This is a genomic window from Rahnella aceris (genome assembly GCF_011684115.1).
GTDB classification, from domain to species: domain Bacteria; phylum Pseudomonadota; class Gammaproteobacteria; order Enterobacterales; family Enterobacteriaceae; genus Rahnella; species Rahnella aceris.
This window is the reverse complement of record NZ_JAADJV010000001.1, coordinates 1,057,989-1,081,034: the sequence shown is the minus strand read 5'-3', so window position 1 is coordinate 1,081,034 and position 23,046 is coordinate 1,057,989. Positions and strand designations below refer to the sequence as shown.

The window sequence follows — 23,046 nt, the reverse complement described above, 5'->3', positions numbered from 1 at the left end:
ACCTGAAAATATGCAGCGGAAAGTGAATGAAGTGTCGCACCGGGAATCAGTCGCGTCCAGACGCCTCAGAGGAACAGGCAAACATCAGAGAGGATCGGGGCTACGGATTTGCTGTTGTCCCCCCTATTCTGCAAGTCCGCTTTTTACTGAGGAGTTTGTATGAGTCAGTCAAAATTATTATTCATCACCGGCGTCAGCAGCGGATTTGGCCGTGCGCTGGCAGAAGAAGCCCTGAAAGCAGGACATCGTGTGGTCGGCACGCTGCGTGATGCGCAAGCCTGCGCAGAATTTGACGCGCTGGCCCCCCGCCGTAGTTTTGGTCGCATGCTGGATGTCACTGATTTCGAGGCTATCGCCCCGCTCGCGGCTGCCGTGGAACAGGAAATCGGTGCCGTTGACGTGCTGGTCAACAATGCCGGTTACGGACATGAAGGTATTATGGAAGAGTCGCCGTTAAGCGAGGCGCTGCATCAGTTTGACGTCAATGTTTTTGGTGCGGTTGCGGTCATCAAAGCCTTCCTGCCGTATTTTCGTCAGCGTCGTGGTGGACATATTCTTAACATCACGTCGATGGGAGGCTTTATTACAATGCCGGGCATCAGCTATTACTGCGGCAGTAAATTCGCCTTGCAGGGGATCTCTGAAACACTGACCAAAGAACTCAAACCGTTCAATATTGCCGTCACGGCCATTCAGCCCGGGTCTTTTCGTACCGACTGGGCGGGACGTTCGATGGTGCGCTCACCGCGTGCCATCAGTGATTACGATGCCAGTTTCGACCCCGTGCGGGAAACGCGGGAAAAACGCAGCGGTCATCAGCCGGGCGACCCGCTAAAAGCCGCACAAGCGATGTTGCAGTTGCTCGATGCGCCTGAGCCGCCAGCCTCGCTGTTACTCGGCAGTGACGCCGTTAAATTTGTCAGGGAAAAGATGCAACAAATGCGTGAGGATATCGATATCTGGGAAACGGTCAGCCGGTCTGCCGATGGCTGAAACATTCTTTTAAAGATCCCGTCAGCGCATTTCCCGGAGACTGCGCTATTCTGTTCAGACACTGAAATCGTCCTGCCTGCGGGCAGGATTTTCGTCTGAATAACAATCGGGTAAAACAATGAATTCCATTTCCAACGAAGATAAAAAACCCAGCTGTGATTCAGTGATTAACAGCGTGGCTTACCGCGACGGTAAACGATTGCAGGATGTGACGGTCGAAGACATCAGCGAAGTCCTGAAAGAGCCCGATACCTTTGTCTGGCTCGGACTGTGGCAGCCGGAAGATGCCTATATGCGCAGCATTCAGGAAGAATTCGGTCTGCATGACCTGGCGATTGAAGATGCACTGACCGCCCATCAGCGACCGAAAATTGAGCAGTACGGCGAATCGCTGTTTATCGTTACGCACACTGCGCAGAAAGTGAATGAAACCATCGAGTACGGCGAAACACACCTGTTTCTCGGCAAAAACTTTCTGATCACCGTGCGTCACGGTGCGTCATCCAGCTATAAAGAAATCCGTAAACACGCCGAAGAACGCCCGGAAATGTTGAGTAAAGGGCCGGCTTATGCACTGTATTGCGTACTCGATTCCATCGTGGATAACTATCTGGAAATCCTGCATCAGTACACCGAACAGTTTGATGCCATCGAAAAACTGATGTTCCGCAACACCTTTAATCAGCAGGCGGTGCAGCAGGTTTATAGTCTGCGGCGGGATCTGCTCTCGCTGCGCAACGCCGCGGTACCAATGGAAGATATCTGTAATCAGCTCAGCCATCACTACGAAGAACTGATGCCTAAGAGCCTGCGGGCTTATGTGCGTGATGTGCAGGACCACGCTAATCAGGTGATCCGCACGACGGACGATGTGCGCGAAATGCTGTCGAACGCCATGCATGTGAATCTGGCGCTGGTGTCGGTGCATCAGAACGAAGTGGTACAGCGACTGGCGGGCTGGGGCGCGATTCTGGCGATCCCGACAGTGATTTTCAGTCTGTACGGCATGAACTTCAAAAACATGCCGGAGCTGGATGACTGGTGGGGATATCCGGTAACGCTGGGCGTCACTGTCGCCGGTTGTGTGTGGTTATACTGGAAGCTTAAAAAATCAGGCTGGCTGTAAGTTAATTATCACCTGAAAACACACGTTAATTAACATGCGAATAACAGAAACCGCTGTTATTCGCGTTCTTTAATTATCCTGACAATTTTAATCCTGACTTATTCTGTTTGTCCTTTCCACTTCGCCTTATTTCCTTATATACTCGGTCGCATCTTCCTTACGGAAATAATATTCATCATGTCAGTCCGTTTCGCGATTTCACAGTTCATGCATTCGCTGCGCTTGCCCGGCAAGCGGGTCAGTGTGTTGCTGTTCGCGTTATGCTGGCTTGTCCTGAATGCCCAACTGGCGCTCGCCAGCCATCAGTGCGATATGCGCCCGCCGGTGAAAAACACCGCCATGGCACATAACATCACCATGCAAATGCCTGATTCTCCAGAGCACATGCAGAGTCAGTCGCTGTTGTGTGAGAAGCACTGTGCCCCTGAAAGAACCCAGTCTGACAGTGGTTCCGCGCCACTGGTGGCATTGCCCGTCGCTCCGGCATTAGCCATGCTCACCGTCGATGCCAGCACAGCGGTCACCACCGCGGACTGGATTGCGCCAACCGTCACTCCGCCTCCCGCTGAAGTTCAGTTCTGCCGATACAGAGAATAGCCCCTGCTGTCCTGAGTGTTTTTCCGCACTCAATATTAAATGAAATTGTTTTGCCAGATTAATGGCCAGTTTTTATCTAATGACAGTATTGGAGTATTTCCCATGCGTGCAATTTTAAATGTATTTACCGCAAGTCTTTTCTTTATTTCAGCTTATTCTTTTGCCGATGCTATGCCAATGAATCACGATGCTATGGCGATGCAGCATAATATGCAGGCCTATGAATCCGAAGGCGTGATCACTCAGTGGCAGTCTGATCGCGTGGGGATTTCCCATCACGCCATTCCTGCGCTGAAATGGCCGGCCATGACCATGAATTTCCGTCTGCCGCCGGAGATCGCCGCCAACTCCCTGCCCGCCGGTACGCCGGTCACCTTTAGCTTTGTCAAAACTGAGTCCGCTTATCAGTTACAGACACTGACACCGCTGAAACGCTGACCGGGAGATTCACCATGTTGACTTTACCGCGCCATCACCGGATGACGTGGCAATGGCTGCTGGCTTTTGTGCCGGTCAGCGCGTTTGCCACACCCGTTACCCTGCCGCAGGCGCTGGTCGCTGCACAGGATTATTCCGCCGAGCTTTCTGCCAGTCGTCACCAGATCAATGCGCTGGATAACCGTGCCGATTCGGCCATGCAACTGCCGGATCCGAAGCTGAAATTCGGTATCGAAAACCTGCCGGTCAGCGGCGGCAACACCGACCGGTTTACCCGTGAAGGGATGACGATGGAACGTATCGGCATCATGCAGGATTACATCAGCAGCGATAAGCGCCAGCGCAAAGCCGACACGCTGCGTGCAGAATCCCGGGAAGTGGCGGCTACCCGCCAGAGTATCCGGGCACGTTTGCAACGCGATGCGGCACTGGCCTGGATGGAACTGGCTATCGGCGGGCAAACCGTCTCGCAATTACAAAAACTGGTGGACGAAAGTCAGCGCCAGATTGGGGTTCAGCGGGGCGGTGTCAGCAGCGGCAGTTCGCTGCCCGCCTCGGTGCTGGACGCGCACCTGACGCTCATCAGCATGCAAGACAAACTGACCGAAGCCGAACGGGATGTTCAACTGGCGCGCACCCGCTTAAGCCAGCTGACCGGCATCGATCAGCCTGAAATTAACGGTGCCATTCCGCCTTTCACCGAACTTCCTCCACAGGCGTTACAGGCGACAAGCGTCGAACAACATCCTGAAATTATTCAGGCTCGGCGTGAAGCCGATGTGGCGCAGGCGAAATCTTCCCAGTCGGCCATTGCGGCGCTGCCGGATGTCGGCGTGGAAGTCTATTACGCCCATCGTGCCGACAGTTATGAAGATCTGGCAGGGGTGATGTTTACCGTCGATCTGCCGCTGTTTACCGCTTCGCGTCAGGATAAAGATCACGCCGCCGATCAGTCGATGGCAATGGAAAGCAATGACCGGCTGGCGCAACTGATGCGCGACCATCAGGCGCAACTGACCAGTTTGCTGGCGCAATATCAGGCCGCCGCCACGTTATGGCAGCGGCAAAAAAACAACGTTATTCCCCTGCAACAGCAACGCATCAGCGTGATTCAGGCACAGTATCGCGCCGGAAAAAGCAGCCTGAATGACGTTCTCGACGCCCGCCGCAACCTGATCGACAGCCAGATTTCCGAACGCAATGCCGGGCTGGAAGTGGCCCGCTATTGGGTCGCCCTGCGTTATCTGGCCCCCCAGGAGATTCATTAATGACTTCCGCTAAAACTTACAGCCTGCTGGCCGTCGCCATCATGGCCGCACTCGCCGCCGGTTACGTGGCTGGCCGTCACAGCCCTGCGGCGCAAACGCAGGCTTCTGCTGCTCCGGCCGAACGCAAAGTGCTGTACTGGTATGACCCGATGACGCCCGGCCAGCGTTTCGATAAACCGGGCAAATCGCCCTTTATGGATATGGATCTGATGCCGCGTTACGCCGATGAAGCCACGGATGACGGCGGTGTGACGGTCAGCGCCCGTCAGCAGCAAAATCTCGGTATGCGCAGTGAAAAGGTACAGCGACGGATGATTTCCGCACCGCTTAATGTGTATGGCACGGTCAGCGCCGATGAACGCAGCCTGCGCACGGTCGCCGCGCGTGCGAATGGTTTAGTCGAAAAACTTTACGTCGCTGCCAGCCAGCAGCCTGTGAAAAAAGGTCAGAAACTGGCCACACTGTGGATCCCCGACTGGACCGCCGCGCAGCAGGAATATCTGGCCGTGCGTCAGCTTGGCGACCGCAGCCTGACTGCCGCCGCCCGTCAGCGGCTGGCTTTGCAGTTTATGCCGGAAGACATTCTGCGCCGCGTCGATAAAACCGGTCAGCCGCAAACCCGCATCGACGTGGTCGCGCCGGAAGACGGTTATATCAGCCTGCTTTCCGTGCGTGAAGGCGCGCAGGTCAGCGCCACACAGCCGCTGTTCGAACTGACCAGTCTGAAACAGGTTTGGATTGTGATGGATTATCCGCCTTCTGCCGCCAGTCAGATCCAGATCGGCGGCAAAATTACGGCCAGTGCCGACAGTCAGCCGGGCGAGATATTTCACGGTACGGTCAGCGAATTGCTGCCGGATGTGGATGCCGTCAGCCGTACGCTGAAAGCCCGCGTGGTGATTGATAATCCGCAGGAAAAACTGCGTCCCGGCATGTACCTGAATTTATCGCCAGATGTCAGTGCGCAGACGGCGGTTCTGGCCATTGCGCAGGAAGCGCTGATCCAGACCGGCAGCCGCAATACCGTGCTGCTCGACGACGGCAACGGACATTTCACCCCGCAGAAGGTCACCATCGGCGTGACGCGTGATGGCTGGACGCAGGTACTTTCAGGCCTGGAAGAAGGTCAGTCTGTTGTCACCTCCGGGCAGTTCCTGATCGACTCCGAAGCCAGCCTGCGCAGCGCACTGCCTGCCACCGACGCCCCGGCGCCGGACGCGCACCAGCACGGAGGTGATTTATGATTGCCGCTGTGATCCGCTGGTCGCTGAAGAACCGGCTGCTGGTGTTACTCGCCGCGCTGATGATGGCGGGCTGGGGCATCTGGTCATTGCAGAAAGCGCCGCTCGACGCCCTGCCGGATCTCTCCGATGTGCAGGTGATCGTGCGCGTAAGTTATCCGGGCAAGGCACCGCAAATCATCGAAGATCAGGTGACCTATCCGCTGACCACCACTCTGCTGTCAGTGCCCGGCGCGAAAACCGTGCGCGGCTTTTCGATGTTCGGTGATGCCTATGTTTATGTGTTGTTCGATGATGGTACCGATCCTTACTGGGCGCGCTCCCGCGTGCTGGAATACCTGAGTCAGGTTCAATCCTCACTGCCCGCCGGAGCCAAAGCCTCGCTGGGACCGGATGCCACCGGCGTCGGCTGGATCTATGAATACGCGCTGATCGACAAAACCGGCAAACACAGCCTCGAACAACTTCGCGCCCTGCAGGACTGGACGCTGCGTTATGACCTGAAAACCGTACCGAATGTCTCTGAGGTCGCCAGCATCGGCGGCATGGTGCGTCAGTATCAGGTAGTGGCCGATCCGCAACGGATGCGCGCCCGGGGCGTGACGCATCAGCAACTGGTGACCGCGCTGCAAAACGCTAATCAGGAAAGCAGTGGCTCGCTGCTGGAAATGGGCGAGGCCGAATACATGGTGCGCACCTCCGGCTATCTGAAAAGTCTGGAAGATTTCAACAATGTGGTCGTGACAGTCAACAGCGGTATTCCGGTGCTGCTGGCGGATGTCGCCACCGTCCGCACTGGCCCTGAACTGCGGCGCGGCGTGGCGGAACTTAACGGTGAAGGCGAAGTGGCGGGCGGCGTGATTGTTATGCGCTCGGGTAAAAATGCACTGGAAACCCTGAAGGCGGTGAAAGAGCGGCTACATGCCCTCGCCCGCACGCTGCCTGCGGGGGTTGAAATCGTGCCGGTCTACGATCGCCAGCCGCTGATTGAAAACGCCGTCGAAACGCTGTCGCATAAACTGCTGGAGGAATTCGCGGTAGTCGCAGTGGTCTGCGCGCTGTTTCTGTTCCATTTCCGCTCGGCGCTGGTGGCGATCATCACCCTGCCGCTCGGTATTCTCGGCGCGTTTATCGTCATGCATTATCAGGGGGTCAGCGCCAATATTATGTCGCTCGGCGGTATCGCGATTGCCATCGGCGCCATGGTCGATGCGGCGATTGTGATGATCGAGAATATGCATAAGGTGCTGGAGCAATGGCGGCACGATCATCCCGGCCAGCAGCCTGCGTCTGCGGATTACTGGAAGGTGTCTGAGCGTGCCGCCACGGAAGTGGGTCCGGCGCTGTTTTGCAGTTTGCTGATCATCACCCTGTCGTTTATTCCGGTGTTTTCGCTGGAAGCACAGGAAGGCCGGATGTTCTCCCCGCTGGCATTCACCAAAACCTACGCGATGGCGGTGTCTGCCGGGCTGGGCATCACCCTGGTGCCGGTGCTGATGGGCTATTTTATTCGTGGCAAAATTCCTGATGAAAACGCCAGCCCGATCAACCGCTGGTTGATTGCCGCCTACCAGCCGGTGCTTTCTGCCGTGCTGAAACGTCCGAAAACCACGCTGTTATTCAGCGGCCTGTTCCTGCTGGTGTCTCTGTATCCGCTGGCAAAACTGGGCAGTGAATTTATGCCGCCGCTCGATGAAGGCGACCTGCTGTATATGCCGTCGACGCTGCCGGGGATTTCAGCCCGCGAAGCCGCACGGTTGTTGCAGCAGACGGATCGGTTAATCAAAACTGTGCCCGAAGTCGCCAGTGTATTTGGCAAGGCCGGACGCGCCGACAGCGCCACCGACCCGGCGCCGCTGACCATGATCGAAACGACCATCCGCTTTAAACCGAGGGACCAGTGGCGACCGGGCATGACGCCGGACAAACTGGTGACAGAACTCGACAACGCGGTGAAATTGCCCGGCATCGCCAACGTCTGGGTACCGCCTATCCGCAACCGTCTCGACATGCTGGCCACCGGCATCAAAAGCCCGGTGGGCATCAAGGTGAACGGCAATAACGTTGCACAAATCGAGCAGATCGCCCAGCAGATCGAGCATATCGTGAAACAGGTGCCGGGCGTGACCTCGGCACTGGCCGAAAGGCTGGAAGGTGGCCGTTACGTCGATATTGATATTAACCGGCGTGAAGCAGCGCGTTACGGTGTCACGGTAGCTGAATTACAGTCGCTGGTCTCAACGCTGGTCGGCGGGGAAAATATCGGCGAAACGCTGGAAGGCCGCGAGCGTTATCCCATCAACCTGCGTTATCCGCGTGAGCTGCGCGACAACGTGCAGGCGCTGCGGGATTTACCGGTGCTGACCGCCTCCGGCGCACAGGTGCCGCTGTCGGCGCTGGCATCCGTCAACGTCACCGATGGCCCGCCGATGCTGAAAAGTGAGAACGCCCGTCTTTCAGACTGGATCTATGTGGATTTGCGCGGACGAGATTTGAAATCTGCCGTCGAAGACATGCAACAGGCGGTCAGCCAGCAGGTAACATTGCCGGAAGGGGTGACGGTCAGTTGGTCGGGGCAATTCGAGTATCTTGAACGCGCCACGGCAAAACTGAAAATCGTGCTACCGGTGACACTTTTGATCATCTTCGTCCTGTTATACGTGACGTTCAGCAGCGTGCGCGACGCCCTGCTGATCATGGCGACACTGCCGTTTGCCCTGACCGGTGGCGTCTGGCTGTTGTACCTGCTGAGTTTCAATCTGTCGGTCGCCGCCGCCGTCGGGTTTATCGCCCTGGCCGGGGTTGCCGCCGAGTTCGGGGTGATCATGGTGCTGTATCTGAATCAGGCGGTGCAACGTCAGCAAAAAGCCGGCGGGGATATGAGTGAGGCAGAACTGTGCGACGCCATTCACCACGGTGCGGTGTTGCGCGTCCGGCCAAAAGCCATGACTGTTGCCACTATCATGGCGGGTTTACTGCCGATCATGTGGGGCGGCGGAACCGGTTCAGAAGTGATGCAGCGTATTGCCGCGCCGATGATCGGCGGCATGGTGAGTGCCCCGTTGTTGTCGATGCTGGTGATTCCGGCGGTGTATTTGCTGATGCATCGGAGAAGGAATAAAAAAGTTTAAGGGAAAGCCCCTCCTCTTCGCAGCGGGGAGCCGAACGGATCATTCTTAGGGTTTTGTCCTGGCTCCTCCCCCTGCGAAGGGGGAGGTCGGGAGGGGGTTTTAAGGGCTAACATCTTGTCAAGGTATACTTCAACTTATTGATTTTTCTTTAATACCCCACCCCAACCCTCCCCTTCGCAGGGGAGGGAGTCGACCGGATCATGCTTTGGATTTTACTCCTCAACCGGAACGATCCTCTCTGCCGGTTTCTCCAGAATCATCGTCTGCGTCTGACTCAGACTGATCCCCGCGGCCCGCAGCATCTTCAGGATTTCGTAAAGCAAATCACTGCGCGTACCGCTGACCATGCGCGGGCTGTTCACAAAACCTGTCACACTCAGCACAATCCCGGTCGGTCCCAGTTCTTTAAAGCTGACCGAGGCCGGTGGGTTTTCCAGAATGGATTCGTGCAAGTTGTAGGCTTCCAGCAGTAATGTCTTAACCTGTTCCGGGTCGATATCCAGCGGGAAGGTCAACGTGATAGTCGCCACGCCCTGCGCGTTACCCATGGTGGCGTTACGCACGTTCTGTGAAATCAATTGTGAGTTCGGCACAATCACGGTGGATTTATCGCTTAGCTGAATTTCAGTTGCACGGACATTGATACGGCGGATATCCCCTTCCACACCGCTGATACTGATCAAATCCCCCACTTTCACCGGCCGTTCGGTCAGCAGGATCAGACCGGAGATGAAGTTCTTCACAATCTCCTGCAAACCAAAACCGATACCGACCGACAAGGCACTGACGATCCACGCCAGTTTGTTCCATTCGATGCCAAGCGAAGACAGCGTCAGCAGGATGATCAGCACGTAGCCGACGTTGGTGAACAGCGTCACCAGCGAGGCACGCATACCGCGATCCATCATGGTTTTTGGCAGGAAATCGTTATCCAGCCACCTGCGTGCGGAACGCAGAATATACCAGCCGACCACCAGACACAGCACCGCGTTGACCGCGTGCGCCGGAATGATGTTCATGCTTTCGAGACCTTTACCGCCCCAGATATCGACGATTTTTGCCAGCAACTCCAGCGGCGTCGTCGTGCCGAAAGTACCGTTAAGCAGCGCGACGGCGGCCATCAGCAGCAGTCCGGTTTTACCGATTGCCGAGAATAACGTGGCAGCCAGTGACAGGTGACGGTCATTGACGCTCAGCGTACTTTTGAGGATTTTGCCGCTGTGCGTGGTCGGCGCAAACAGACTCTCACACAGGTCCACGACAAAGTGGATCAGCAGATACAGGCAACTGACTACCAGCCCGATCCACAGCAGTTCGAAGGTCACAAAACGCGCCAGCGGAATATAACCAATCAGCAGCGCCATCAGGATGACAAACGCCGTCAGGCTTATCACCAGATGGATAAGCCCGGCCAGCGTGGAACGTGCTTCGGTCTGTTCCCCTTCGGCCTTCATCTTGCGACGCATACGGTTGATACGCACTGGCGCGATCAGGCAGTTGAGCGCCACGAGTAACGCCGCCAGTCCGTTGCCAAATAACGTTGCTGAGACGCTGGCACCAACCAGGTTATTCAGCTGTTCGATGATACCGAACAGGAAAATAAAGCCCGCCAGCAGCACCGGGAATGATGCCAGTGTTTTTGCCAGCGGATCGGCAATGCCCGGCAGACGCCACGACGGATGGTTATTGGAAAGTAATGCAATCCCCAGACCGGCGATCACGGCAGAGAAATAGGTCAGTTCAACCAGTTGTCCGGCAAATTCCGTCACCCACGGCGAGGTATCCGGCAGACGGGTGAAAATATACCCGAGCAACTGAACACTGATGCCAAGCGTCAGGGTGGTGCTCAGCGTAGTGAAACAGGCCAGAAAACTGCGACGGAAACGCCCCTGCGGCAACCAGCGCGGCAGGATCCAGTTCATCGGTCTGTCCAGCACGCGGCGACCGGCCAGGCCAATCACCAGCGCCAGTAACAGATAAATTGCGGTGCCGATGCGCCATTCCTCGCTCCACGCCTGCATCCACGCGTCTTTAACCTGCGAACCGAAGTCATCAAAACGCGCCGCATCATCATCGTTTGGCGTAATAAGCGGTGCCCAGAAATTCCCTCCGAGAATGCTGCCGGTATTGAGCGCAATCTGGGTTTTCAGTGCATCACGACGTAATCCGGCGATTTGCGAAGACAGGTTTTGCGCGCCAAGGGAGATGGCTTTGGTCTGCTCGATTTGCGTGGTCAGCAGCGTTTTGCTGTTGTTGAGCTTATTACGCTGGCTGATCACTTGCGGCGTTTCCGTGATCGTGCCCGGTGCAGGCGCCGGACCCAGCACGTCGAGCTGTGCCTGCACCTGCGCCAGATCCGGCGTCAGCGCACCCGTCAGCTTGTCGGCATCTTCGGCCAGTTTCTGCGCAGCATCAGTCAGGCCGGTAAATTTCTTGTCGGTTTTCGCCGAAGAGACCTGCTGTTTCAGCTGATCCAGACGCTTTTGTAATGCCGGTAACGCGGTCGTGACGTTCACTTTAACCGGTTGTTCCGCCGTGGCAGGCTGGCCTGTACTTTCGTCAGCCTGACTCAGCACCGGCGTTATCAGCAGACATGACAACAATGCCAGCAACAACGGCACTCTTAACATTTTTTGCATAGAAGGATGATTCCGGGAGTTCGGGAAATTATTGTTTGAAAAATCCGGCTAAGGATACGCTTTCTCGTGCCAAAAGGAGTAGGGATTTTCTGCTTCTCAGGCTGCGGTGCATAACCCTAAATCATTCGGGGTGCATCAGGGCAGCGACTGAGCAAATCCCCGGCAGCATACATAAGTATATGACCGGGGTTTGCGAACGAAGCTAACGCAGAGGCAGCCTGAGGGATGACGGTTAGTGCTGACCGAGCATCTGGCGAAGTATAGCCGCAGACTCCGCAGGCTGAAGCGCCAGAATGCCGGAGTACAGGCTGATGGAAATTTCGCATACTTTTTCGCGATCGACATCCGGTTTGGTCAGGTCATTAAACATCTGCAACTGTTCTCCGTACATACTGGCCAGGGCTTCACGCACCGGCACCATCATCTGCACCACTTTTTCCGTGCTCACAGGGGCAGGCATAACCGTTTGCCCGCTGCCGGTCGCCAGCAGTAAATCATTCATGGTGTCGAGATCTTTGCGGAACAGTTCCGGCGGCAGCACCTGTGCGGTATTCACGCCGCCGCTGACCTGCGGATAAAGGAATTTAAAGCAACTGCCGTCTTTGCGTGCCTGCAGCGTCTGCATTTCTTCCAGATTTACCTGCATCGCCTGGTTCACATTGGCGTCCGGTGCGTGGCTGATGCGTTGCGAGAGTAACAATGACACCATTGGTTTGACGGTATCAATGGCTTCCTGCTGCGGTTTACCCTCTTTCTTCATATTCAGGATATTGCTGCGGATCTGCGCATACAGTGCCGGTTCCTGCATTCTGATGGTGTTGTACAGCGGCAATTCGGCCAGCGCCTGATCGATTTTCTGCTCTTCACTGTTACCGGCAAGACGCGGTTTGATGACGCCCCCCCACAGCAGGTTACCGCCGATGATCAACACCAGAAATAAGATCACCGCAGGTACCCGGCCAATTTTGCCTTTTTTGTGTAATGCCCCGATCAGCGAGCCAATGACCGCACCGCTGATGCCCCACACCATCACTTCATTCCAGTTCATTTTCCTTTGCCTTCAGTAAACAATTTAGTGACTTCCAATCTGTGCGACCGCATCGCGGCTGGCGTCAATACGCGCCTGCCCGTGCAGTTCGTGCAATTTGCCCTGTCGCATTTCCAGCAGACGATCGGCGTGTTCAAAATAGTGATCATCATGGCTGATTGCCAGCACGGTTTTACCCATATCACGCAATTGTGGCAACAGCTCGCGGTAGAAGGTACGGCGGAACTGGGGATCCTGATCGGCCGCCCATTCGTCAAGCAGCAGGAAATCACGCCCTTCAGCAGCGGCCAGCAACAGCGCCACCCGTTTACGCTGTCCGGCAGACAGTTGCAGATTGGTCACTTCATTGCCGTTGAACTGGAGTTTTTCTTTCATTTTCAGGCGTTGCAGCCAGTCTTCCACCAGCAGCGGGTCCGGCATCTCGCCTTGCGGACCCATGAGCTGACCGAACAGGTGGAAGTCAGTGAACACCGCCGAGAAAATCTGCCGGTATTGTTCGGCGTTTTCGGCGGTGACCGGCACGCCGTCGAGCAGGATTTGCCCGGAACGCGGCTGATACAGGCCGGTCAGCAACATCGCCATTGTCGATTTTCCGCTGCCGTTGCCGCCAATCAAAAATACCAGCTCGCCACGGGTGATCGTCAGGTTCAGCGGACCGACGCCAAAACCAGCGCCCTCTTCTTTGCCTGCGTAACTGAAGGTCAGGTCGCGCAGTTCAAGGGTTTGCCACTTTTTCGCGACAATGGCGGGGGTAAAGGCTGCGTTATATTCCGCCAGTTTCAATGCTTTCAGTTTGCCAAAAGCCACCTGTGCGCTGAGCAGCGTCGGCAGCGCACCCACAGCCTGTAACATTGGCGTGCGCAGGAACAACAGCGTCAGGGAATAAGTAGCGGCAACGTCGGTATCCGACCAGCCGAGCGTATTCGCCATGAAGAACACCAGGCCAATCGCGCCCAGCATCATGATATTCGACCAGTTCACGGCGCTCAGGTGGAAGGTGTCGGCGCGGATGATGTGGTGACGATATTCTTCGGCATCTTTACGGTATACATCATCAAACAGATGGCGCGCACGCTCGCGGTTCAGCGCCAGCTCTTTGCGCCCCTCGATCACTTTCTGATAATCGGTTTGCAGTTTGTCTTCCGCATCACGCACTTTCGCCAGATGACGGTAAACATGCGACACCAGTTTGAAACCGCCGAAAATAGTGATCAACAGCCAGATGACCGTCACCAGCAGCATTTCCGGTGACAGCCAGGCCAGATATCCCGCACAGCCAAGGGTCAGGATAATCCCCTGCACCAGCTCCGGCAGGCGCACAAACGCCAGTGTGATGTTACGGATGTCGCTGCCCAGGCTGGCAAGCAGTTGCGCATTACCGATTTGCTCGATGCGTTCGATATCGGTATCGAGAATACGTTTAATGAACTGGCCACGCAGACGGTAAATGAAGTGATGACCGAGCACGGTCAGCGCCAGCTGAGAGCCTAACGTGACCGCCATCAGCAACAGAAGTAATCCGAGGAATTGCGGAAGAACCATCAGCGAGCCTTGGGTGGTTTCAATCAGTTTCAGATTGATAAACGCGATCAGCCCGATGCCCAGAACGGCGCTGAGCAGGCTCAGCGCCATCACCCCTAAAAACGGCCAGCGGTATTGCTTAAAGACAACACGTAACAACTCCATGAATTTTTCTCATTCTGAATGCAGGAAAATGATGCTGCACGCAGTTTAATGACACGCATTGTCATATCAAGAACAATTCTCATTTTACCCGCGTATCCTGGCGGATCACCATGCGCTCGAACTTACCGGCGACCACCAGATAGCCAAACATGCCGAGCAAACCGTGTGCGCCGACAAACCACAGCGCGAGGTTAAAGGAGCCGGTTGCCGCGACGATATAACCGATCACTACAGGCGTAATAATCCCCGCAACGTTACCCAGACAGTTAAACACCCCGCCGCTCAGGCCGATCATTTTCTCCGGCGCGGTATCTGACATCACTGCCCAGCCGATGGCCGGTAAACCTTTGCCAAAAAACGCCAGTGTCATCAACGCAATCACCGCCGCATCAGTGGAAACAAAGTTACTGGCAAATCCCGCAGATTATCGCGCTGGCAGCTCAGGAATTGCCGGAAATCACGCTGGTAATGAAGGAAATGGTGTCGTCAGCCCAGCTTCAGGCACTGGCGGCGCGCACGCTGGATATCGGCTTTGTGCGCCAGCCGGTGACGTTATTTCCGCTGGCCTATCATTGCGTACTGCGTGAGCCTTTATGCGTTGCGTTGCCTGCTTCATCCGCGCTGACCGCCAAACCACGCCTCCGTCTGCGGGACTTTGCCGGACAACCTTTCATCATGTATTCCGCCAGCGAAGGAAAATACTTTTACGACTGTATCGCCGGGCTGTTTGCACAGGCCAACGTCGTGCCGCATTACGTGCAACATTGCAGCCAGACTCACACTATTCTCGGGCTGGTGCGCGCCGGTGTCGGGCTGGCGGCATTCCGGCAACCGGTTATCGCGCACTGCACGGCAAGTGGCGCAATCGCAAGAAAAAAGCTGACAGTCCGCCGCTCGCTTCCTAAACTGAGGTAATGGATAAAGAACAAGAACTTCGCCGAAGTAAACGTAACGCGCTGGGGTTGCTGCTGGTTGCCGCCGCCCTGTTTGTCATCACCCTTTTCCTGCCGCCCAACTTCTGGGTGTCCGGTCTGAAAGCCATTTCCGAGGCCGCGATGGTCGGGGCAATGGCTGACTGGTTTGCCGTCGTGGCACTGTTCCGCCGCGTGCCGGTGCCGTTTGTCGCCTCGCATACGGCGATCATCCCTAAAAACAAAGACAAGATTGCCGATAATCTGGCGGTGTTCGTGCAGGAGAAATTCCTCGCGCCCGCCACACTTATCACACTGATCCGCCAGCATGACCCGGCGCGGATGCTGACAGACTGGCTGAACGCGCCCGACAACGCACAACGGTTTGCCAAATATGCCGTGAAGATGATCCGCGGTTTTCTGGACGTCACTGACGATCAGCGCATCGCCCAGCTTATCCGCCGTGCGCTGTACCGGGTGATCGACAAAATCGACCTGTCGGCGTCGATTGCCACCTTGCTGGAAAGCCTGACCAAAAACGGCCGCCATCAGGAACTGCTGGATCAGGCGATGGATCAGCTGGAAATCCTGCTGGCAAAAGACAGCACGCGGCAGTTTATCTCCGCGCAGATTGTCGGCTGGATGAAACGCGAACATCCGCTGACCGCCAAATTACTGCCCACCGGCTGGCTGGGGCGCAACGGCGCGGATATGGTCTCCAATGCCGTGAATTCCGTGCTCGACGATATGGGCAACGATAAAACCCACGCTTTCCGCAAAGGCTTCGATCGCTCGGTACAAAGCTTTATCTGGAAGCTGCAAAATGACCCGGCGACCGCGCAGAAAGCTGAAGAGATCAAACAGTATCTGAAAGATGACGAAAAGCTGAATACGTATGTTTTGCAGCTGTGGGGCGATATGCGTAACTGGCTGAAAGAAGATTTAGAAAGCGAGGATTCGCGGGTGTTCGCCAAAGTCACCGAATCCGGGCAATGGCTGGGTAATGCGCTGGCGCAGGACGAAAAGCTGCGCCTCTCGCTGAATCAGCAGATGGAAAGTATTGCAGAGAAAGTCGCGCCGGAATTCGCCGAATTCCTGACCCGCCACATCAGCGACACAGTGAAAGGCTGGGACGCGCGCGATATGTCGCGGCAAATAGAACTGAATATCGGTAAGGATTTGCAGTTTATCCGCATCAACGGCACGCTGGTCGGTGCCTTTATCGGCCTGGTGCTTTACCTGCTGTCACAACTGCCGGTGGCGATTCCCTGGGTGATGGCGCGGATTTAAGGCGCCTGAACAACCTGTATTTTACCCCGGTTCTGGTCCTTAAAACCTCTTCTCAGACTCCCCCTTTGCAGGGGGAGTAGCAAAAAGCCAGGCCGGAAATAGCCCGACCGGCGCCCTCTCCTGCGAAGGGGAGGGTTGGGGTATTAAAGACAAATGAATGAGTTAACGTGTGCATTCGCCTTACCACCCGCATGCCTCACTTTTCCCAAAGGCACAAGCCGATAATTACTTCACAGTTTTACTGAACGCATCCACCGCCAGAATGGCATTCGCCACATCTTCGGCGGACAGGTTGTGGTTCAGATTGCCCAGCGTATCGCCCTCGCCGCCTGCCAGCGCACCCACTTTCACCAGATTGGCGAAAGATTCGTTTTCCAGATGCATTTCTTTCAGCGTGGTTGGCATTTTGATGGCGCGGTAGAAGCGCACGTATTTCGCGATTTCTTCGTCCGGACGTTGTTCCAGCACCATCTGCGTCAATGTACCGTATGCCACTTTTTCACCGTGCGTCAGGTGGTGAATATCACCAGAGATCGCAGTAAAACCATTATGGATGGCATGCGCCCCCGCCAGACCGGCATTTTCAAAGCCCAGACCGGACAGCAATGTGTTGGCTTCCACCACGGCTTCAACCGCTGGCGTCACCAGTTTCTGCTCAACTGCGGTGTAAGCACTGTAGCCGTAAGTCAGCAGCGTTTTTTCGCAGGCTTCGGCAATGGCCATCCCGGCGATAGTCGGGTCGCCGCCTACCATAGACTGGGAATGGGAACGCAATACCGCCTGCGCTTCAACAAAGGTCGCCAGGCCGTCAGCGATACCGGAGGCGAACAGGCGTACCGGTGCCTGTGCGCAAACATGAGTATCCACCAGCACCAGATCCGGGTTTTTATTGTAGAAACGGTAGGATTCGAAAACGCCTTCATCGGTGTAGATAACCGACAGCGCACTGCACGGCGCATCGGTAGAGGCCACGGTCGGCACAATCACTACGTTTTGTTTCAGTTCATCTGCAATGGCTTTAACCGTGTCGAGCGTCTTACCGCCACCGAGCCCAACCACTACCTGTGTTCCCGCATCACGGGCGATACCTGCCAGACGGGTGATTTCGCTGGCAGAGGCTTCACCGTTAAAGCGCTCGTAGTGGAATTCTACGCCCGCTTTTTTCAATGATTTCTGTACGCGGTCACCGATAATTCCCCAAACAACATCATCAGCAATCAGGAATGATTTTCCCCCCAGGTCGGGCAGATAATCCCCTAACTCATCCAGTACACCGCTGCCCTGAACGTATTTTCTTGGCGAAGAGAAGATAAATTTACTCATGATAAAAACCTCTTTTCGTTGATAATGTGAAAGTGAATAACTCTCCGAGGGTAACGCAGCATGACAGGAAGCCCAACCCTTTTAATTCACATTAACAGCATGACTCGCAAAGAATTTCTTCAATTAATGCGGAAGTTTAAAATAATGAGGTAATTCATATTTGAACGATTTAATACCTCTTAATGATTATTAAAATCCGCATGATTCATCGCTGATAGATAAAGCGCAGTCTGTTAGCTTTTAACTATTGAATGCATCAATAAAAGCGACTTTCCCTTATCAGTAAACCCCGTAGAATTCATCGCATTGGCAGCACGTCGTAAGCAGTGGTCATTAGCCAGCTCGCTGTTAGCCATTCCATTAATATTTCTGAAATTAATAAGGAACAGCATGTACAACTTTCAGCGCTATAACGCCAAAGAACTGGCGCTTGCCTATATGAGCAGCAAACCACACGACTTTTCGCCGAACGAATTTTTACAACAGTTGAAAGAGATCGAGAAATCTTTCGACATGGCGCTGCGAAATCCGCAGCAGCAGCCACAGAACGGAATGTTGGTGAAGGCGTTTTGATTGCCATCTTGCCCTTCATCAGTTAAGTGTCGTGCGTTACCCTTGCTTTACCCGTGGAAGTATTTTGCACGTGCCTGTATTGGGTTCATCTGCAAAAATAAAATAGAAAAAAAGCAAAAGCCCCGAATAGTCGGGGCTTTTTGTATTTATTAATGACAACTCCCCTAAATCATTCAAGTTGCAGGAAGGCGGCAAACGAACGAATCCCGATGAGCTGACTAAAGTCAGTGATTCGGGTGAGCGAATGCAGCCAACGCACCTGCGGTTTGAAGGATGACGGGGACTACTTCGTCATCTGACGGTCATCAATGTACTTGCGTTTATCCGGCGCTGGCGGGAAATACTGATACAGCCAGGTTTCAGACAGCGCAGTCTGGCCGTTGCGCAGGAACATACGCAGCTCGACCGGCGCGACTGAATCGCTGTCAGGATACCAGTCAAACAGGATGCGGTAACCGTCGAACGGCTGCACATACAAAATTTCGATGTTTTTGATTTTACCCGCCGAGACGTTGATCACCGGCTCGATCCCTTTATCAGCAAAGGCTTTCAGCTCGCCACCAATGAAATCGATAGCAAAACGACGCGCCCAGACTTGCGGATAGTTCTCACCCGGCGCCCACCCTTCCGGGAAACCGCCCATACCGGTACGGGTCGCCAGCACATTCGCCAGCGGGCTGCGGTGAGGAGGTACGGAACTCCAGTACAGCTTATAGCTGAAACTAAATTCAGCACCGGATTTCACCGGTGTTTCCGGTTGCCAGAAGCACACCACGTTATCCAGGGTTTCACCCGTAGTCGGGATTTCCATCAGATTGACGGCGCCCTTCCCCCAGTCCCCGACCGGTTCTACCCACAGGCTCGGACGCTTGTTGTACCAGCCAATCACGTCCTGATAATTATTGAATTCATGGTCGAGTTGCAACAGACCAAAACCTTTCGGGCTGTTGTCGCTGAAGGCGTTGAACTGCAATCGCTGCGGGTTGTTCAACGGGCGACAAATCCACTCACCGGTACCGGTCCACATTTCCAGGCGATCAGAATCGTGGATTTGCGGGTGGATGGTGTCGCAACGGCCACGTTCACTGGTGCCACAACTGAACATGCTGGTCATCGGAGAAATGCCCAGTTGTTTGATATCTTCGCGGGCATGCAGATGGTTTTCAATTTCCATCACCACACGGGTCGGTTCGCAGTGGATCACGAATTTATACGCGCCGGTAATGCTCATGCCGTCCAGCAAGGCGTAAACCGTAAAAGTCGTGTCGCCAGGTTTTGGCGTATCAAACCAGAATGCGGTGAAATCAGGGAATTCTTCCGGCTGATCGGTAAAGGTATCGACCGCCACACCACGGGCTGACAGGCCATATTGGTAGGTATCATCTACTGCACGAAAATAGCTGGCACCGAGGAAGGAAACCACGTCGCGGCGCGTCAGTTCAGGGGCTTTATTGACTTTAAAACCGGCGAAACCAAGATTTGAGAAGCCTTCCAGTTGTTTGGTATCCACACCGGCATCGTGATAGTTAAACAATTCAGGGCGGAAATGGATTTCGCGCGCCATGTGTTTCACCGGATCTACAGAATACATGCGCACGCGGCGTTTGAAGCCCATGCCGACGTGAAACAGTTCCACATCAAGCTGACGGTCAGGCAGACCATTCCACAGCGAATGTGCATGATCATACTGAATCGCGTTGTAGGCCTGTGGCGTGAGTTCAGCCAGCGTCTTCGGCAACGGCTGCGGCGCGCCACCGTAGGGCTTGTCCGCCAAATCTTTCGCCATTTTTTTCAGCGCGTTGAAATCAAACGGCAATTCGCCGCCGTCTGCCACATTCGCCTCTGCCGCTTCTGCGGAACGGGTGAACAGTGTGGACATAGCCGGCACACCACACCAGGCGGCGAATGCCATAGATGCTTTAATAAATGCTCTTCGTTCCATGCCAGAATCGTTTCCTGTACTGGGCAAAAAAATCCGGGGGCTTCGTCACAAAAACGCAGTCCCCGCGTATTCAGAATTTTCGACCCTAAGGCTAACGTAAAATTCACAAGCCGAGTACAAGAAATTGAATGCATTCAGCTAATATTTCGCTTGAAAAAGTTAGCGCTTATGACAGTGCTTATCCCCCGTATGACAGGGGATGAGCCGGTTTTCAGAAACGCCGGTTTTAGCCGTAATTCCTGCCCTGTTGAGGTGCGTAACCCCCCGGTGACTTTAGGAAAATTCTGTTACCGGAAGGTTACTATCACTCATGATTCAGCGTGTTATCCGCGCCGGGTTAGCACGCCTTTGTGTCCGCCCTGCTATGCTGAAATCTCATCGCTTTGTGATTTTTTGTTTTACTGCAAGAGGTTTCAGCATGTCCGATGAACTGATTCAGGAGAAAGCCCGTGCGCTATACGCGCAGTTAACCGGCAAAATTTCACTCCCCTGCACGCTCCATGTCAGCGGTGCCGGAAATCTTCCCTCTTATTATCCGGTAACCCCGCTGATTGCCGCCTCTGTTGCGCTGGCAGGAATCGCAGTGTCGCAACTGGTCGCCCTCAGAAACGGCAAACACGATGCCGTAACCGTGGATCGCCGTCTGGCCTCGCTGTGGTGTAAAACCAGTATCCGGCCTGACGGCTGGGAAATACCGCCAGCCTGGGACAGTCTGGCGGGTGATTACGCCACGGCAGACGGCTGGATCCGTTTGCATACCAATGCCCCCGCGCACCGTAAGGTGGTTGAAACACTGCTCGGCAAAGCGGAAAACCGCGAGGCGCTGGCGCTGCGGGTGGTGATGTGGAAAAAAGCAGCACTGGAACACGCCGTGGTGCGGGCAGGTGGATGTGCCGCGCAGATGCTCAGCCCGGAAGAATGGCAGCAGCATGTTCAGGGAAAATCGCTGAACGCGGAACCTCTTTTTCAGCATGCGTTGTCCGTTAAAGTGGCACCGCCGCATTGGGAATTATCCCCGCAACAGCCGCTGGCGGGCGTGAAAGTACTCGATCTGACACGGATTATCGCCGGGCCGGTGGCGACGCGTTTTCTCGCAGGACTGGGCGCTGATGTATTACGCATTGATCCCTTTGGCTGGGATGAACCCAGTCAGGAAGCGGATGTCACGCTGGGTAAACACTGTGCGCGGCTGAACCTGCATAACCCGCAGGACCGGCACCGTTTCGAAGAATTACTGCGGGACGCGGATGTGATTGTGCATGGCTATCGCGCAGGCGCGCTGCACAAACTGGGTTACGGCAGTGAACAGCGTCGCGCGATTGCGCCAGGGCTGGTGGATGTGTGCCTGAATGCCTATGGCTGGAGCGGGCCGTGGCGCGAACGGCGCGGGTTTGACAGTCTGGTGCAAATGAGCTGCGGGATCGCTGAACAGGGAATGCAGCGTTCCGGTCGTCACAAGCCTGTTCCGCTGCCGGTTCAGGCGCTGGATCACACTACCGGCTATCTGATGGCTGCGGCAGTGCTGCAGGGTTTGGCGCAACGTATGGAAACCAGTCAGGGCAGCGAATGCCGCCTTTCACTGGCACGTACCGCCCGCGAACTGATGGAAAATGGCACCTTAGCAGAAAGCGGCGAACCACTGATTGAATCCGCGGATCCGGCCGACTTTTTGCCCGAACAGGAACGTACGGTCTGGGGCAATGCCCGGCGTTTGCTTCCTCCTGTTCGTCTGGAAAATACGACATTACACTGGCGCTTCCCGGCTTCACCGCTCGGCTCTGCCCCCGCCAGCTGGCGTTAAGTCGTCAGAGAAAATGCCGCCTTGCGATACTGCAACGGCGTTTTGCCGATCATCTTTTTAAAACGGGTAATAAAATACGGCGCGTCAGTAAATCCGCATTGCAGTCCGATTTCTTCGACCGAACGGTCGGTGGAACGCAGTAATTCACATGCCCTTTTAACCCGCCGGGTGGCAAGGTAATCCTGAATGGAGCCCCCGGTTTCCTGCCCGAAAACCCGCGAGATATAACTTTCTGACAACCCGATGGCCGCTGAGAGCTGCGCCAGAGAAAACTTCTGCACGTAATTTTCTTCAATCCACTGCATCACTTTAGAGGCCGTTGTCCGGCTGATGGTTTTCGGCATTGCGTCCTCTGCGGGCATAAAGGCCATCAGTTGCAAAATCAGTAGGGTAATTTCTTCCCACTGATCGGCCTGCGCTTCAGACAACTGATTGAACTGCTCGAGAATGACTTCTATATGGCTGGCATGTTCGCTGAGATCATAAATGTGTGCCGCGCGGTCGGCATCCCACAAACTTGCGAACCGTGCCCGGCGTTGCGGGAACGATTGCAGGCAGCCATCCAGCAACTGGTGGTCCAGATGAATGGTAGTGCGCAAATACAGGTTCTTTTCACCGGATTCGACAAACACTTTGTGCAGTTTAAAAGGCGGAAAGACAAACAACCGTCCCGGGCGCAACGTGTATTGCTGATTATCCACAATGACAATGCCGTAACCCTGACTGACGAAAAGTAACTCCAGACACTGATGCCAGTGGAAATAATTAGCACTCCCACGGTTCATCCGGTTAAAGGAAACCTGACGTTCATTAAGGGCAATGCGTTCCAGATAATCAGATACCGGCATTCCTGTTTTCCTCAGTTCATTTTTACGTCATTAACGGCAAGGACAACAAAACACAATTTTCAGTCAGTTTTTTATAATTTAAGCCGTTTTAATCGTGGTTTGGTAATCACAATTTCAAAAATCACGCCATTCTGTGAAGCACGTAACAATCAGCGATTTTCAGTTCTCTATATTTCACTCGCAGCACAGAG

General features: G+C 54.9%; 18 protein-coding genes. 11 read left to right on the top strand and 7 right to left on the bottom strand.

What is annotated here, in order from left to right:
* Positions 1 to 159 precede the first annotated feature (159 nt).
* The 7 genes from GW591_RS04880 (at position 160) to GW591_RS04850 (ending at position 8,794) form a co-directional block, all read left to right on the top strand.
* A complete protein-coding gene (locus GW591_RS04880; RefSeq protein WP_166860207.1) occupies positions 160 to 993 on the top strand; it encodes an oxidoreductase in 834 nt (277 codons plus the stop codon).
* 118 nt (positions 994 to 1,111) lie between these two features.
* Positions 1,112 to 2,119: a magnesium/cobalt transporter CorA gene (gene corA / locus GW591_RS04875; RefSeq protein WP_013575270.1), complete on the top strand. Its 1,008-nt coding sequence runs from the start codon at positions 1,112 to 1,114 to the stop codon at positions 2,117 to 2,119.
* A gap of 177 nt (positions 2,120 to 2,296) precedes the next feature.
* Complete coding sequence (locus GW591_RS04870; protein WP_166860206.1) at positions 2,297 to 2,716, top strand: hypothetical protein; 420 nt, start codon at positions 2,297 to 2,299, stop codon at positions 2,714 to 2,716.
* A 102-nt stretch (positions 2,717 to 2,818) separates the two neighbouring features.
* Positions 2,819 to 3,154 carry a copper-binding protein gene (locus tag GW591_RS04865; protein WP_112151882.1) on the top strand — a complete coding sequence of 112 codons (336 nt, stop codon included), beginning with the start codon at positions 2,819 to 2,821 and terminating at the stop codon, positions 3,152 to 3,154.
* A 14-nt stretch (positions 3,155 to 3,168) separates the two neighbouring features.
* On the top strand, positions 3,169 to 4,422 hold the full coding sequence (locus GW591_RS04860) for a TolC family protein (protein ID WP_112151881.1): 1,254 nt from the start codon (positions 3,169 to 3,171) through the stop codon (positions 4,420 to 4,422).
* Positions 4,422 to 5,666, top strand: coding sequence for an efflux RND transporter periplasmic adaptor subunit (locus GW591_RS04855; protein ID WP_112198660.1), 1,245 nt, complete (start codon positions 4,422 to 4,424; stop codon positions 5,664 to 5,666). Before GW591_RS04860 ends, GW591_RS04855 begins: the two co-directional genes overlap by 1 nt.
* On the top strand, positions 5,663 to 8,794 hold the full coding sequence (locus tag GW591_RS04850) for an efflux RND transporter permease subunit (RefSeq protein WP_119261565.1): 3,132 nt from the start codon (positions 5,663 to 5,665) through the stop codon (positions 8,792 to 8,794). The genes GW591_RS04855 and GW591_RS04850 overlap by 4 nt, the downstream gene beginning before the upstream one ends.
* 212 nt (positions 8,795 to 9,006) lie before the next feature.
* On the opposite strand, the gene GW591_RS04845 is transcribed toward GW591_RS04850, so the two are convergent.
* The 4 genes from GW591_RS04845 to GW591_RS04830 form a co-directional block, all read right to left on the bottom strand.
* Entirely contained in the window at positions 9,007 to 11,433 is a 2,427-nt protein-coding gene (locus GW591_RS04845; RefSeq protein WP_013575264.1) for a DUF3772 domain-containing protein, read from the bottom strand.
* Between the two features lie 232 nt (positions 11,434 to 11,665).
* A complete protein-coding gene (locus tag GW591_RS04840) occupies positions 11,666 to 12,481 on the bottom strand; it encodes a hypothetical protein (RefSeq protein WP_037034743.1) in 816 nt (271 codons plus the stop codon).
* Between the two features lie 24 nt (positions 12,482 to 12,505).
* Positions 12,506 to 14,167 (bottom strand): multidrug ABC transporter permease/ATP-binding protein, encoded by a 1,662-nt coding sequence (locus GW591_RS04835; protein WP_037034745.1) that lies wholly within the window; start codon positions 14,165 to 14,167, stop codon positions 12,506 to 12,508.
* 79 nt (positions 14,168 to 14,246) lie between these two features.
* On the bottom strand, positions 14,247 to 14,537 hold the full coding sequence (locus tag GW591_RS04830; RefSeq protein WP_126124826.1) for an MFS transporter: 291 nt from the start codon (positions 14,535 to 14,537) through the stop codon (positions 14,247 to 14,249).
* Between GW591_RS04830 and GW591_RS04825 the strand changes: the two genes are divergently transcribed.
* Positions 14,531 to 15,082, top strand: coding sequence for a LysR substrate-binding domain-containing protein (locus GW591_RS04825; RefSeq protein WP_166860203.1), 552 nt, complete (start codon positions 14,531 to 14,533; stop codon positions 15,080 to 15,082). The two genes, GW591_RS04830 and GW591_RS04825, sit on opposite strands and share 7 nt — an antisense overlap.
* Positions 15,082 to 16,368 carry a DUF445 domain-containing protein gene (locus GW591_RS04820; RefSeq protein WP_112197693.1) on the top strand — a complete coding sequence of 429 codons (1,287 nt, stop codon included), beginning with the start codon at positions 15,082 to 15,084 and terminating at the stop codon, positions 16,366 to 16,368. The genes GW591_RS04825 and GW591_RS04820 overlap by 1 nt, the downstream gene beginning before the upstream one ends.
* 225 nt (positions 16,369 to 16,593) lie before the next feature.
* On the opposite strand, the gene GW591_RS04815 is transcribed toward GW591_RS04820, so the two are convergent.
* Positions 16,594 to 17,691: a glycerol dehydrogenase gene (locus tag GW591_RS04815; RefSeq protein WP_013575258.1), complete on the bottom strand. Its 1,098-nt coding sequence runs from the start codon at positions 17,689 to 17,691 to the stop codon at positions 16,594 to 16,596.
* A gap of 390 nt (positions 17,692 to 18,081) precedes the next feature.
* On the opposite strand from GW591_RS04815, the gene GW591_RS04810 reads away from it, so the two are divergent.
* Positions 18,082 to 18,264 carry a hypothetical protein gene (locus GW591_RS04810; protein ID WP_013575257.1) on the top strand — a complete coding sequence of 61 codons (183 nt, stop codon included), beginning with the start codon at positions 18,082 to 18,084 and terminating at the stop codon, positions 18,262 to 18,264.
* A 283-nt stretch (positions 18,265 to 18,547) separates the two neighbouring features.
* Here the strand turns inward: GW591_RS04810 and GW591_RS04805 are convergent, their stop codons facing one another.
* Entirely contained in the window at positions 18,548 to 20,206 is a 1,659-nt protein-coding gene (locus GW591_RS04805; protein ID WP_013575256.1) for a glucan biosynthesis protein D, read from the bottom strand.
* Positions 20,207 to 20,624: 418 nt separating this feature from the next.
* Between GW591_RS04805 and GW591_RS04800 the strand changes: the two genes are divergently transcribed.
* Complete coding sequence (locus GW591_RS04800) at positions 20,625 to 22,007, top strand: CoA transferase (protein WP_166860201.1); 1,383 nt, start codon at positions 20,625 to 20,627, stop codon at positions 22,005 to 22,007.
* Here the strand turns inward: GW591_RS04800 and GW591_RS04795 are convergent.
* On the bottom strand, positions 22,004 to 22,855 hold the full coding sequence (locus tag GW591_RS04795) for an AraC family transcriptional regulator (RefSeq protein WP_112151875.1): 852 nt from the start codon (positions 22,853 to 22,855) through the stop codon (positions 22,004 to 22,006). The two genes, GW591_RS04800 and GW591_RS04795, sit on opposite strands and share 4 nt — an antisense overlap.
* Positions 22,856 to 23,046: the final 191 nt, after the last annotated feature.

Bases quoted from the DNA above. Each gene is read 5' to 3' on its own strand.
- GW591_RS04880 (WP_166860207.1), top strand. From the start codon at position 160: ATGAGTCAGTCAAAATTATTATTCATCACCGGCGTCAGCAGCGGATTT.
- corA (WP_013575270.1), top strand. From the start codon at position 1,112: ATGAATTCCATTTCCAACGAAGATAAAAAACCCAGCTGTGATTCAGTG.
- GW591_RS04870 (WP_166860206.1), top strand. From the start codon at position 2,297: ATGTCAGTCCGTTTCGCGATTTCACAGTTCATGCATTCGCTGCGCTTG.
- GW591_RS04865 (WP_112151882.1), top strand. From the start codon at position 2,819: ATGCGTGCAATTTTAAATGTATTTACCGCAAGTCTTTTCTTTATTTCA.
- GW591_RS04860 (WP_112151881.1), top strand. From the start codon at position 3,169: ATGTTGACTTTACCGCGCCATCACCGGATGACGTGGCAATGGCTGCTG.
- GW591_RS04855 (WP_112198660.1), top strand. From the start codon at position 4,422: ATGACTTCCGCTAAAACTTACAGCCTGCTGGCCGTCGCCATCATGGCC.
- GW591_RS04850 (WP_119261565.1), top strand. From the start codon at position 5,663: ATGATTGCCGCTGTGATCCGCTGGTCGCTGAAGAACCGGCTGCTGGTG.
- GW591_RS04845 (WP_013575264.1), bottom strand. From the start codon at position 11,433: ATGCAAAAAATGTTAAGAGTGCCGTTGTTGCTGGCATTGTTGTCATGT.
- GW591_RS04840 (WP_037034743.1), bottom strand. From the start codon at position 12,481: ATGAACTGGAATGAAGTGATGGTGTGGGGCATCAGCGGTGCGGTCATT.
- GW591_RS04835 (WP_037034745.1), bottom strand. From the start codon at position 14,167: ATGGAGTTGTTACGTGTTGTCTTTAAGCAATACCGCTGGCCGTTTTTA.
- GW591_RS04830 (WP_126124826.1), bottom strand. From the start codon at position 14,537: ATGACACTGGCGTTTTTTGGCAAAGGTTTACCGGCCATCGGCTGGGCA.
- GW591_RS04820 (WP_112197693.1), top strand. From the start codon at position 15,082: ATGGATAAAGAACAAGAACTTCGCCGAAGTAAACGTAACGCGCTGGGG.
- GW591_RS04815 (WP_013575258.1), bottom strand. From the start codon at position 17,691: ATGAGTAAATTTATCTTCTCTTCGCCAAGAAAATACGTTCAGGGCAGC.
- GW591_RS04810 (WP_013575257.1), top strand. From the start codon at position 18,082: ATGTACAACTTTCAGCGCTATAACGCCAAAGAACTGGCGCTTGCCTAT.
- GW591_RS04805 (WP_013575256.1), bottom strand. From the start codon at position 20,206: ATGGAACGAAGAGCATTTATTAAAGCATCTATGGCATTCGCCGCCTGG.
- GW591_RS04800 (WP_166860201.1), top strand. From the start codon at position 20,625: ATGTCCGATGAACTGATTCAGGAGAAAGCCCGTGCGCTATACGCGCAG.
- GW591_RS04795 (WP_112151875.1), bottom strand. From the start codon at position 22,855: ATGCCGGTATCTGATTATCTGGAACGCATTGCCCTTAATGAACGTCAG.